This is a genomic window from Streptomyces sp. HD (genome assembly GCF_028369295.1).
In the GTDB taxonomy this organism is placed as follows: Bacteria; Actinomycetota; Actinomycetes; order Streptomycetales; family Streptomycetaceae; genus Streptomyces.
On the sequence record NZ_JAQMYP010000051.1, the window covers coordinates 1 to 13,001 of the forward strand.

At 69.3% G+C, this 13,001-nt stretch carries 7 protein-coding genes; 1 reads left to right on the forward strand and 6 read right to left on the reverse strand.

Annotation, left to right across the window (positions count from 1 at the left end; translation table 11 throughout):
• Window positions 1–123 precede the first annotated feature (123 nt).
• Window positions 124–3,018, reverse strand: a complete 2,895-nt coding sequence (locus tag POF73_RS36110; protein ID WP_272123391.1) for a vitamin B12-dependent ribonucleotide reductase — start codon at window positions 3,016–3,018, stop codon at window positions 124–126.
• Between the two features lie 164 nt (window positions 3,019–3,182).
• Window positions 3,183–3,752 (reverse strand): transcriptional regulator NrdR, encoded by a 570-nt coding sequence (nrdR, locus tag POF73_RS36115; RefSeq protein ID WP_272123392.1) that lies wholly within the window; start codon window positions 3,750–3,752, stop codon window positions 3,183–3,185.
• A gap of 562 nt (window positions 3,753–4,314) precedes the next feature.
• Between nrdR and lexA the strand changes: the two genes are divergently transcribed.
• The gene (gene lexA / locus POF73_RS36120; protein ID WP_093911680.1) at window positions 4,315–5,094 is read left to right on the forward strand and encodes a transcriptional repressor LexA; all 780 of its coding nucleotides are present in this window, start codon (window positions 4,315–4,317) and stop codon (window positions 5,092–5,094) included.
• A gap of 275 nt (window positions 5,095–5,369) precedes the next feature.
• Here the strand turns inward: lexA and POF73_RS36125 are convergent, their stop codons facing one another.
• From POF73_RS36125 to POF73_RS36140, 4 genes are all read right to left on the reverse strand, one after another.
• Window positions 5,370–7,361, reverse strand: a complete 1,992-nt coding sequence (locus tag POF73_RS36125; protein ID WP_272123394.1) for an ATP-dependent DNA helicase — start codon at window positions 7,359–7,361, stop codon at window positions 5,370–5,372.
• A 506-nt stretch (window positions 7,362–7,867) separates the two neighbouring features.
• A complete protein-coding gene (locus POF73_RS36130) occupies window positions 7,868–8,707 on the reverse strand; it encodes a GNAT family N-acetyltransferase (protein WP_272123396.1) in 840 nt (279 codons plus the stop codon).
• Window positions 8,708–8,880: 173 nt separating this feature from the next.
• Window positions 8,881–10,746, reverse strand: coding sequence for an IucA/IucC family protein (locus tag POF73_RS36135; protein WP_443049694.1), 1,866 nt, complete (start codon window positions 10,744–10,746; stop codon window positions 8,881–8,883).
• A gap of 451 nt (window positions 10,747–11,197) precedes the next feature.
• Entirely contained in the window at window positions 11,198–12,892 is a 1,695-nt protein-coding gene (locus POF73_RS36140; protein WP_272123398.1) for a diaminobutyrate--2-oxoglutarate transaminase family protein, read from the reverse strand.
• Window positions 12,893–13,001 lie beyond the last annotated feature (109 nt).

Here is a 13,001-nt window from a genome sequence, read left to right on the forward strand (position 1 = left end):
CGGGGGGGGGGGAGGGGCGGGGGGGGGGGCGCCCCCCCCCCGCGCCCCCCCCCCCCACTTCGGAGCTTCCGTCAGGTCCCCTCAAGGGCTACCCGACGACCGGGGCCACGCCCCTGCCCGGCGTCAGCTGCAGCCGCTGGTCGAGCCGCAGCCCTCGCAGATGTAGCAGGAGCCGGCGCGCTGCATCTTCGTACCGCAGGAGAAGCACAGCGGGGCGTCGGCCTGGATGCCCAACTGCATCTCCACCAGCTCGGCGCTGGTGTGGGCCTGCTGCGGGACCGCCTTGGCCGCCCCGGCGTCGGCCTTCGGGGTGGCGACGGCCTTCAGCTCCTGGGCGCGCGGCGCCGACTGGGCCAGGCCCTCGACGTCGACCTCGTCCTCGTTGGGCTCGTACGAACCCGTCTCCAGGTGACGCTGACGCTCCTCGGCGGAGTGGATGCCGAGCGCGGAACGCGTCTCGAAGGGCAGGAAGTCCAGCGCCAGGCGACGGAAGATGTAGTCGACGATCGACTGCGCCATCCGCACGTCCGGGTCGTCCGTCATACCGGCCGGCTCGAAGCGCATGTTCGTGAACTTCGAGACGTACGTCTCCAGCGGCACGCCGTACTGCAGGCCGACGGAGACCGCGATGGAGAAGGCGTCCATCATGCCGGCGAGGGTCGAACCCTGCTTGGACATCTTCAGGAAGACCTCGCCGAGACCGTCGTCCGGGTAGGAGTTGGCGGTCATGTAGCCCTCGGCGCCACCGACGGTGAAGGACGTCGTGATGCCGGGACGGCCCTTGGGGAGACGCTTGCGGACCGGGCGGTACTCGACGACCTTCTCGACCGTCTCACGGATGGTGGCCTCGGCCTTCTCCGTGATCTCGGTCTTCTCCTTCTCCTTGGTCTTGGCGGAGAGGGGCTGGCCGACCTTGCAGTTGTCGCGGTAGATGGCGAGCGCCTTGACGCCCAGCTTCCAGGCCTCGAAGTAGATCTCCTCGACCTCCTCGACGGTCGCCGACTCCGGCATGTTGACCGTCTTGGAGAGCGCGCCGGAGATCCAGGGCTGGATCGCGGCCATCATGCGGACGTGGCCCATCGCCGAGATGGAGCGCTCGCCCATGGCGCAGTCGAACACCTCGTAGTGCTCGTGCTTGAGGCCCGGGGCATCGACGACATTGCCGTGCTCGGCGATGTGGGCGACGATCGCCTCGATCTGCTCCTCCTGGTAGCCCAGGCGGCGCAGGGCCTGCGGAACGGTGCCGTTGACGATCTGCATCGAGCCGCCGCCGACCAGCTTCTTGAACTTGACCAGCGCGAGGTCGGGCTCAAGACCGGTGGTGTCGCAGGACATCGCGAGACCGATGGTGCCGGTCGGGGCGATGACAGACGCCTGAGAGTTACGGAAACCGTTCTTCTCACCGAGGCGCAGCACGTCCTGCCAGGCCTCCGTGGCGGCGGCCCACACCGGCGTGTCCAGGTCGTCCATGCGGACGGCCACGGCGTTGGCGTCGGAGTGCTGCTTCATGACGCGCTGGTGCGGCTGGGCGTTGCGGGCGTAACCGTCGTACGGGCCGACGACCGCGGCGAGTTCGGCGGAGCGCTTGTACGACGTGCCGGTCATCAGGGAGGTGATGGCCCCGGCGAGGGCGCGGCCGCCGTCGGAGTCGTAGGCGTGGCCGGTCGCCATCAGCAGGGCGCCGAGGTTGGCGTAGCCGATGCCGAGTTGGCGGAACGCGCGCGTGTTCTCACCGATCTTCTGCGTCGGGAAGTCCGCGAAGCAGATGGAGATGTCCATCGCGGTGATGACGAGCTCGACGACCTTGGCGAAGCGCTCGACCTCGAAGGACTGGTTGCCCTTGCCGTCGTCCTTCAGGAACTTCATCAGGTTCAGCGAGGCGAGGTTGCAGGACGTGTTGTCCAGGTGCATGTACTCGCTGCAGGGGTTCGAGCCGTTGATACGGCCGGACTCCGGGCAGGTGTGCCAGTGGTTGATGGTGTCGTCGTACTGGATGCCGGGGTCGGCGCAGGCCCAGGCGGCCTCGGCCATCTTGCGGAACAGGGCCTTGGCGTCGACCTCTTCGATGACCTCGCCGGTCATCCGCGCGCGGAGGCCGAACTTGCCGCCCGCCTCGACCGCCTTCATGAACTCGTCGTTCACGCGGACCGAGTTGTTGGCGTTCTGGTACTGGACGGACGTGATGTCGTCGCCGCCCAGGTCCATGTCGAAGCCCGCGTCACGCAGGGCGCGGATCTTCTCCTCTTCCTTCACCTTGGTCTCGATGAAGTCCTCGATGTCGGGGTGGTCGACGTCGAGGATGACCATCTTGGCGGCGCGGCGGGTCGCGCCGCCCGACTTGATCGTTCCTGCGGAGGCGTCGGCGCCGCGCATGAAGGAGACCGGACCGGAGGCGTTGCCGCCCGAGGACAGAAGCTCCTTGGAGGAGCGGATGCGGGAGAGGTTCAGGCCGGCGCCGGAGCCGCCCTTGAAGATCATGCCCTCTTCCTTGTACCAGTCGAGGATCGACTCCATGGAGTCGTCGACGGCCAGGATGAAGCAGGCGGAGACCTGCTGGGGCTGGGGCGTACCGACGTTGAACCAGACAGGGCTGTTGAAGCTGAAGACCTGGTGCAGGAGGGCGTACGCCAGCTCGTGCTCGAAGATCTCGGCGTCGGCGGGCGAGGCGAAGTACTTGTGGTCCTCGCCGGCCTTCCGATACGTCTTCACGATGCGGTCGATCAGCTGCTTGAGGCCGGTCTCGCGCTGCGGGGTGCCGACGGCACCACGGAAGTACTTGCTGGTGACGATGTTGACCGCGTTCACCGACCAGAAGTCGGGGAACTCGACGCCACGCTGCTCGAAGTTCACAGAGCCGTCGCGCCAGTTGGTCATGACGACGTCACGGCGCTCCCAGGCCACCTCGTCGTACGGGTGCACGCCGGGGGTGGTGTGGATGCGCTCGATACGCAGTCCCTTGGCCGCCTTGGGGCCCTTGGCGCGGGAACTCCGTGCCGGACCGCTCGCCGTCTCTGTCATGCCGCCTCCCTGTACGGGCTAAAACGCCCTGAAGTGCCCCGATGTTCCCCGTGGCACGGTGTTCTGTCTGGTGCTGCGGGCACCCTCTGATCGCCACCCGCAGCAGGTCTTCTGTAGCCGCCTCACGGCCGGATCCGGAGTACGAGGACCGGATCCGGCCCGCCTCAGTCGGCGGCGCCGGCGGGAACGGGGACTTGTCCAGCCCCTCCGGACCCGCGATCGTCTTCTCGGCCCCCCGTGACAGGTCCTGCGTCGTCTTCGCGGTCGTCGTCGTCCGCGGCGGGGCTCCCCGTCACCACCCTCAGTTCCGCGATCGCGGCCTCGAAGTCCTCAAGCGAGTCGAACGCCCGGTAGACAGAGGCGAATCGCAGATAGGCGACGAGGTCGAGCTCCTGCAACGGGCCGAGTATGGCCAGCCCCACGTCATGGGTGGTCAGCTCGGCACTTCCAGTGGCCCGCACGGCCTCCTCGACCCGCTGGCCGAGCTGGGCGAGAGCATCCTCGGTGACAGGTCGTCCCTGGCATGCCTTGCGCACACCGTTGATGACCTTGGTACGGCTGAACGGCTCGGTGACTCCGGATCGCTTGATCACCATCAGTGAGCACGTCTCCACGGTCGTGAAACGACGGGAGCAGTCCGGACACTGACGGCGCCTGCGGATCGACGTGCCGTCGTCGGTCGTACGACTGTCGACGACACGGCTGTCGGGGTGCCTGCAGAAGGGGCAATGCATAACTCCAACCCTCCTCACAGCAGACTCAATAGCCTCGCTGGGCCTCATGGGCCCCTCGAAGCAGCCCCAAGCATAGGCGATCTCCGAGCGTCCAAAGACCCGGGGGACCACAACTTCTGGGCCGCTGCTGCAATCCAACCACTACATGTGGGGATTGGCTCATACATGCACACCCTGCGCGCGTGTCGCGTACGCACGGTCACGCGCTGTATGGCCACAGGGCCACGACACACACGTGGGCGCACAGCCGTATCGCCGCGACACATACGGAGATAGCGTGAGCGCCACACGGAGGGGACGTGCGACTCCCGCACAGATGGGGGTCACTCCACGGTTGATCCGATGTCGGATGGCAGACTGGGGCAACAACCCACGAGGTCGCACACCGACGGTGAAGAGTACAACAATGAGCCCTTTTTTCCGCCGGGAAGCGCGTTAGCCATACACCCAGACACATGATCGCGTCAGGCGATTCGCGATTTTTCACTCGAACGTGTGTTTGGCGCAACCTTTCGAAAGCAACTACCGTTGTGCAGCAGGGAGACCATCGAGAGGGGCCGACGTGACCACCACCGCAGACAGTGCCACCATCACTGCCCAGGACCGCTCCCAGGGCCGACTCGAGCCGGTGCATGCAATGAACGAAGCCATGAATCCCGAGGGACACAAGCGTTCCCTACCGGGCCGACCTCCTGGCATCCGGGCGGACAGCTCAGGGCTCACGGACCGGCAGCGCCGGGTGATCGAGGTCATCAGGGATTCGGTGCAGCGGCGTGGCTACCCGCCGTCCATGCGGGAGATCGGCCAGGCGGTCGGCCTGTCGAGCACGTCCTCGGTCGCACACCAGCTGATGGCACTGGAGCGCAAGGGCTTCCTCCGTCGCGACCCGCACCGCCCGCGAGCGTACGAGGTGCGCGGCTCCGACCAGGCCGCCTCCGTGCAGCCCACGGACACCGCAGGCAAGCCCGCCGCGTCCTACGTCCCGCTGGTCGGCCGCATCGCCGCCGGCGGACCGATCCTCGCGGAGGAGTCGGTCGAGGACGTCTTCCCCCTGCCCCGGCAGCTGGTCGGCGACGGCGAACTCTTCGTACTGAAGGTCGTCGGTGACTCGATGATCGAGGCCGCGATCTGCGACGGCGACTGGGTCACCGTCCGGCGCCAGCCGGTCGCCGAGAACGGCGACATCGTGGCCGCGATGCTCGACGGCGAGGCCACCGTCAAGCGATTCAAGCGCGAGGACGGCCACGTCTGGCTCCTCCCGCACAACTCGGCGTACGAGCCGATCCCGGGCGACGACGCGACCATCCTGGGCAAGGTGGTGGCGGTGCTGCGCCGCGTGTGACGGCTGCGGCGGGCGATGCCGAGAGGCATCGCTCTCTGACCGGGCCCCGGAACCCCTGCGCCGGTTCCGGGGCCCTGCGCTGTCCTGGGCCCTTTGACTCCGGGGCCCTGTGCTGTCGTGGGCCCTCTTGCCAGGGTGCTGCGTCGCCCTGGTGCAGGGCGACAGCCGACGTCGGCGGATGTCGGATCGAGGGGTGCCGGATCGAGGGTTGGCCTGTCGCGGAGGATGAGGACGGGGAGTTGGCCTGTCTCGGCGTCGTGACAGGCCGCCCCTCATCACTCCGGCTGATCCGCCTCCGCCTCTGCCTGCTTCGCCGCCGCGTCGATCGTGGCCAGCGACTTTCGGACCTGATTACGGTCCGTCGTGTACCAGAAGTCGGGCAGTGACGCCTTCAGGTAGCTCCCGTACCGGGCCGTGGCCAGCCGCTGGTCCAGCACGGCGACCACGCCGCGGTCCCCCGATGCCCGGACGAGGCGGCCGGCGCCCTGGGCCATGAGCAGCGCGGCGTGGGTGGCGGCTACCGCCATGAAGCCGTTGCCGCCGGCGTCCTCCACGGCCTTCTGGCGGGCGCTCATGAGCGGGTCGTCCGGGCGCGGGAACGGGATTTTGTCCATGACGACCAGCTGGCAGCTGGGACCGGGCACGTCGACGCCCTGCCAGAGGGACAGGGTGCCGAAGAGGCAGGTCTTCGAGTCGGCCGAGAAGTTCTTGATCAGCTCGCCGAGCGTCTCCTCGCCCTGGAGGAGGATGGGGAACTCGGGGATACGGGAGCGAAGTTCCTCGGCGGCCAGCTGGGCGGCCCGCATGGAGGAGAACAGGCCGAGCGTGCGGCCGCCCGCCGCCTGGATCAGTTCCGTCAGCTCATCGAGCATGTCGACACGGTCGCCGTCCCGCGCGGGACGGGACAGGTGCTTGGCGACGTACAGGATGCCCTGCTTGCGGTACTCGAAGGGCGAGCCGACATCCACCCCCTTCCACTGCGGGAAGTCGTCGCCTTCCGTCCCCTCGGGGGCCAGCCCCAGGGACGCGCCCACGCCGTTGAAGTCGCCGCCCAGCTTCAGGGTCGCGGAGGTCAGGATGACGGAGCGGTCCTCGAAGAGCTTCTCGCGCAGGAGTCCTGACACCGACATGGGGGCCACGCGCAGGGAGGCGCCGAAACGGTCGTGCCGCTCGTACCAGACGACGTCCCACTCGGAGCCGTTGGTGATCCGCTCCGCCACGTCGTGCACCGTCTCGACCGAGGCCAGCGCCTGCTTGCGGACCGCGTCCTCGTCCTGCACGGACTTGTCGCGGGTCGCGCCGATCGCGGAGATGACGGTGCGGCACGCGTCGCGCAGCGCCATGAGTGCGTAGGCGAGGTCCTCCGGGATCTCCTCCAGGCGGCCCGGCAGGGCCAGCTCCATCAGCCGTTCAAAACCCTCGGCGGCGGTCTGGAGCTGGTCGGCGGCCTTCTCGTTGGCGAGCTTCGCGGCGCGGCGTACCGCGCGGTTGACCTGGCCGGGAGTGAGTTCGCCGGTGGCGACTCCGGTGACCCGGGAGACAAGTTCGTGCGCCTCGTCGACGATCAGGACCTCGTGCTGCGGGAGGACGGGGGCGCCCTCGATGGCGTCGATCGCGAGCAGCGCGTGGTTGGTGACGACGACCTCCGCGAGCTTGGCCCGCTCACGGGCCATCTCGGCGAAGCACTCGGCGCCATAGGCGCACTTCGAGGCGCCTAGGCACTCCCGCGAGGACACCGACACCTGGGCCCAGGCGCGGTCGGACACGCCGGGCGTCAGGTCATCGCGGTCGCCCGTCTCCGTCTCGTCCGACCAGTCGCGCAGCCGCAGCAGGTCCTGGCCCAGCTTGCTGGTGGGTGCGGCTGCCTCGAACTGGTCGAAGAGGCCCTCCTCCTCATCCTGCGGGACGCCCTCGTGCAGGCGGTGCAGGCACAGATAGTTCGACCTGCCCTTGAGCATCGCGAACTCGGGGCGACGGCGCAGCAGGGGGTGGAGTGCATCGACGGTGCGAGGCAGATCCCGCTCCACGAGCTGGCGCTGCAGCGCCAGGGTGGCCGTCGCCACGACGACTCGCTCCCCGTGCGCGAGCGCGGGCACGAGGTAGCCCAGCGACTTTCCGGTACCGGTGCCGGCCTGGACCAGCAGATGGGAGTCGCCGTCGATCGCCTCCGCGACGGATTCGGCCATGGTCACCTGGCCGGGGCGCTCCGTACCGCCGACGGCAGTGACGGCAGCATGCAGGAGTTCGGGGAGTGAGGGCTTTGTCATAGCGCGACCACCCTACGGCCCGGCACTGACAAACGGGTGGTCGCGGTGGGGACGGGGGACGGGATCAAGACCGGGGGTTCCTCGGGTGGGGATCGGATCGGTTCGGGTACGTGTGAGGTCGGTTCGATTGAGGTCAGGGATGGTTCGAGTGCGATCGAAGTTGGTTCGGGTGCCGTCCGGGTCGGTTCGGAGGGGCCCCGGGCTAATCAGGGTCGGGGTGAGGGGGCGGCCGGTACTGGTGCCGGGTTGGGCGCTCCGTGAAGCGATCGGCTTGTCGAGTGGGGCGGCTGTGTCAGTGCAGTGCTGGGTGACTGCAGTGCTGCGTGACTGCAGTGCCGGCTGACTGCAGTGGTGAGTGACTGCACCCGCGGCGTGAATGCGGTGGTAGCTCGGCCATGAGTGGGATCTGTGTCGAGTGCCGGGGTGGAATCTGGGTCAGCTGGTCAGGAGTGGGAACCGGATCGGCGCGAGCGGTGTACCAAAAGTGACGACGCTGCGACATGGCGTCACAGAAGGTGGCGCAGGCTGCGGTCTCTGACCATCAGGGCGGCCCGCTTGGCGGGCAGCTCGACCTCGGCGGAGAAGCGGAAGCCGGCGCTCAGGAAGGCCGCGACGGAAGGGGTGTTGCGAATGTCGGGTTCAGCGACGACGCGAGCGCAGGCAGGCCGCCTGTCGAGTACGAGGTCGGCGACGGCCCGGAGCAGAGTGCCACCGAGTCCTCTCCCACGGTCCCCGACGGCACCGATGAGGAGATGGACTCCGGTGTCATGGGGCCGAGCCGGGTAGTGCCGGGCCAGTGGGTCGAGGTCGGCACGGTAGATCTCCCAGTAGCTCATCGGCGTGCCCTCCAGCATGCCCAGGCACGGAACGCTGCGCCCGTCACCGGTGAGCTGCGACCGCAGATGCTCCTCGGCCGCGTTCTCAGGCCCGCCGAGTTCCCAGAACGCCGCGACGGCAGGGTCGTTCATCCACCGGTCGATGATCGGAAGGTCTCGCTCGACCCATACAGGGACAAGGTGAAGCACTCCCGCTGGTGTGCTGATCGGGCCCCAGTCGGCCACGCGGTCGAGTAGATCTTCGGTGGTCGGAAGAGAAGACGTGGGATCGGCCGTCCCTGCACCAGCCGGGCTCCGGCTCCGGCCCCCGTCCGCATCGGCATTCTCCGCGAAGAGCGCGATGAACTCGTCGGGCAGACGCAGGTCCAGCGTGTCCTCGCAGTCTGCATCGCCTGCGCCCTTGCCGGCGGTCGTGTCGATCGGACTCACACGAGTACCCGGGCTCGTGACGATGCCGATCTCGGTGAAGGGGGCGGTACCGGCGTTGGCACTGGCGTCGGTAGGAGGCACGGCGACACTCCTCTCAGGAGGCTGGGGTGGGTCATGTACCCGAGAGATGAAGGGAGTTGGTGAACAGCAGAGGTGTTGGTCAGGGATACGGGGAACGAGCGGTGTTGGTCGGCCGTGGCCGAGGTGGGTCGACCGCGATGAAGGTGCGGCGTGACGGGGAGCGACGGTGATGGTCAGTGATGCAGGGGGTTGGCGATGGTGACGTAGACGGACTGGGTGTCGACCGGGCCGACGAGTTCATCGAGTCCGTGCAGCCGGGTCAGCAGGTTGGCCTTGCAGCGCAGGACGGGTGAGTCGAGCAGGTGGGCCGGCAGTGAGGTGCGCAGCCGGGTCGGACCGGTGGCCGCATCGCTCAGGAAGCGACGGAAGGCGGCGAGCAGCAACTGTTCGTCGGCGAGACGCTGCGAGCCGAACGCTCCGATGAGACCGAAGGCGTTGTTGATCGCGAGGTAGTACGCGAAGCGCTCGTCGGCGACTTCGTCGGAGACGAAGGTGTCGCTGTGCTCGCCGATGCCGGGCAGCCGGGTGTCGAGGTCCGTGTGCCGGGACTCACGGAAGTAGTAGCCCTGGTTGTCGCGGTATCGGCCGCCCGAAGGCCAGCCGTCGGCGTCCAGCAGGAGCAGCGTGTTCTGCTGGTGTGCCTCCAGGGCGATTCCGGCCTCGGCGTCCAGCCACAGCACCGGCCGGACGGCCTGTTCGAGGTAGCGCAGGAACCACTCGGCGGCAACGGCACTACGGGGGCGGCCTGTCCGGGCGGCGAGGCGCGTAATCACGTCGGCGAGGCGAGACCGCAGGGGCTGCTCGTCCGGCCGGGGGCGGCCCGCGACGTTGCCGGTCTGTGCCTCTGGGCGGGGCGAGACGAGTCCGGCTACGCAGGACACGTCGTCGGAGGGCTTGAAGGGGTTGTGCCGGATCATCACGTCGAGGCCAGCCAGGGGGCCACCGTCCAGCCCGTTGACGGCGAGCCAGGCCGGGTCGCGCACGATGTCGAATCCCGGGTGCGCGGCCTGCCACTGCGTCGAGAGGCCGCTGCGCAGAAGTCGGTGGACCTCGACACCGCGGTGCAACTCCTTGCGGAGGTTCTCACGCCGGGAGTTGGTGATGCGCAGGCCCAACGAGAGCTTGAGCATGGCCGCGGCGTCGGATCTGTGGACGGTTCGGACGGAGGAGGTGGGGTGCCATGGGGCGCCGTTGGCGCCGAGGTCCCGGAGTAGTCCGGCATCGAGGAAGGCCGCGGTCTCGGGACGATGCAGGGTCTCGCGCAGCTGCCAGGGATGCAGGGGCAGAGCTGCGTACCCGTCGGGCAGCGGCAGGCCGGGCCCTGCCACGCGGGCCGTGAGCTGGGCGGCGGGCACGATACGGCCGCGCTCGGTCCAGGCCGAGTCGGTGGCGAGGAGGGAAGGAGCGACTGCCAGCCAGTGAAGGGGGAAGGAGCCGCACAACTCAGGTGAGTACAGCCGTGATTCGGCATCGGAGAGACCCTCGCGGCTCTTCGGGGTCGGGTGGAGTGGGTGTCCGAGCGTGAGTGCCTGCTCGGCGTTGAGAAAGAGGTCGGAGCCTTCGGCGGGCCTGTCCCGGTATTCGCTGATGAATGTGGCGGTGCGTCGGACGGAGTCGGCGACACGGGCGACGAGGTCGGTGGCAGCCGAGGCGGTGTCGGCTCCCCCGTCCGTCTCACGGGTGAGCAGCGCCGCCAAGGTGACGGCGTCGGTCGGTGGGGAGTCGTCGGGTGCGTCGGCGAGGCGTGGGAGGCCGAAGCGGTGCCACCCCGTCGGGGACCAGTAGCGGACCGGGATCAGCAGGACCGTACCGGTAGCTGGCATGGGGATGCGGAGGATCCCGTTGTCGGGAGCCGGGATGTTGGTCTCGCGTACCCAGCAGCGGAGCAGGTTCTCCACGGCGGCGGCCTGAGCCGCGGTGTGCGGGTCGGGATGCTCCAGGAGGTCGGAGACGGCGTCGCGCAGCCGCTCGCTGTGCGGGGTGCCCGCCGGGGCCGGCACCTGGACCGGCACCTGCGCGGCACCTCCCTGCCCCGACACCTGCTCCTGCGGCGCTCCTCTCTCCAGTGCTGGTGCACCTGCCTGTGCGGGGGCAACTGGCTCTGCGGGAGAACCCTGGGTGGGTCCTGGCCCCCGAGTGGATGAAGGTGCCTGTCTGGACGTACCCACCGGTACAGAAGCGCGTCCCTGCCCGCGAGGAGCCGGTGCGGTCGTCGATGCGGGGGTGGTGATCAAGGCTGGTCCTCTTGGGGTGGGTCCGGCTCGTGCGGCGACGGCCGACGTTCTGCGGTGAGTGAGGGGCGGGCGGGCGCTTGAGGGCCGCGTTCCGAAGGTGCGGTTGGAGGGGGTGTGTCAGTTGGGAGCGATGTTCGGTGGGGAAGCGATGTGTCGCTTGGCAGTGAGTCGTAGCCCATGTGCGGACGGGCCGACGGGTACCGGCGCGCGGGCGGCAGGCGGAGTGCGGGTTGTCACGCCCTCATCGGCTGCTGTGCTAGCCGGCCCAATCGGCCCGGTCGTCGTACTGACGACGGCGCGGGTTCGGCTGATGTCCGCGGTCGTGACCTGCGTGGCCGCGGGACACTGCCTCCACCGCATCGGCCAGCCGGTCCAGTACGGCGGCTGCCTGTTCGTCGCTGATGGTCAGGGGCGGAAGCAGCCGTACGACGCTGGAGTGGCGGCCGCCGAGTTCGACGATCAGACCGCGTCGCAGGCACTCCCGTTGAACGGCGGCCGCAAGCTCGGGGGCGGCGGGGCGAGGGCGGGGATCGGGGCCCGGCGTTGTCTCAGCCCCGGCGCCTCGTCCGGTGGGGGCGCGGTCTGCCGAGGGGCCACCCGCGTTTCCGGCAGGGTCGAGCCCTCCCAGTACGCCGCGTCCGCCTCCATGGCGACCGAGATCGGCGGCAACTCCCCCGTCGGCCGGACCGGGGGCGCCCCCGCCCTCTCCAGTAGCAGCCAGATGCGCCGGCCCCGGCCCACCGCCCGCACCCTCGATCCGCGCCAGGGCCGCCGGGCATCCCTCGTCACGCCCGGAGTGGCCCTCCGGCTCCACCACCTCGGCCCCGATCATCAGCCCCCTTCCCCGCACATCGCCGATGCAGGCGAATTCCCCTGCCAGCTGCCGGAGTTGGCTCAGCATCCGCGAGCCGAGGTCGGCCGCGCGCTCGGCGAGACCGTTCTCGCGGACGTAGGCGAGGGTGGCCGTGCCGGCGGCCATGGCGAGTTGGTTGCCGCGGAACGTGCCCGCGTGGGCGCCGGGTTGCCAGGCGTCGAGGTCGTCGCGGTAGACGATGACGGCCAGCGGAAGGCTTCCGCCGATGGCCTTGGAGAGGACCATCACATCGGGAGTGACGCCGCTGTGTTCCACCGCCCAGAAGGAGCCGGTGCGCCCGACCCCCGTCTGGACCTCGTCGGCGATCAGGGGGATGGACCGGTCGGCCGTGATCTGCCGCATGCTTCGCAGCCAGCCGTCGGGCGCGGGGATCACTCCGCCCTCGCCCTGGACGGGTTCGAGGATCATCCCGGCGGGGCGCGGGACGCCCGACTTGGGGTCGTCGAGGACGGATTCGGTCCAGCGGGCGGCGAGTTCGGCGCCGCGTTCCCCGCCGACGCCGAAGGGGCAGCGGTAGTCCTGCGGGTAGGGCAGGCGGGCGACCCGTACGTCGTAGGCGCCCCCGGATGCTTCGAGCGCTCCGGCGGTCATGCCGTGGTAGGCGCCGCTGAAGGCGAGGATTCCGGTGCGTCCGGTCGCGGCTCGGACGAGCTTGAAGGCGGCCTCCACTGCATCGGTGCCGGCCGGTCCGCAGAACTGTACGCGCGCGTGGTCGGCGAGACCGGGCGGCAGGGTCTGGAACAGCTCGGTGATGAAGGCGTCCTTGACGGGGGTCGCCAGGTCGAGGACGTGCAGGGGCGCGCCCGAGTCCAGGACCTTGCGGATGGCCTCCAGGACGACCGGGTGATTGTGTCCGAGCGCCAAGGTCCCGGCGCCCGAGAGGCAGTCCAGGTAGCGGCGGCCGTCCGCGCCCTCGATGGTCATCCCGCGGGCTCGCACCGGCACGATCGGCAGGGCGCGCGCGTAGGTGCGGGCCGCCGACTCGCGCGCCGACTGTCGTCGCAGGATCCCCTCGTGTACGGCGTGCGCCCCCGCCGACTCGGTCGTCCCCCCGTGCAAAGATTCGGTCACGGTCATGGCTCCCTGTCCTCCCGCTGTCCAGGGGCGAGCAGGTCTCACACTTCCTCGCCCGACCCGACATACGAAGCCCCGCGAGCGTCCACTCGAAACTCCGGGGAACTGGGCA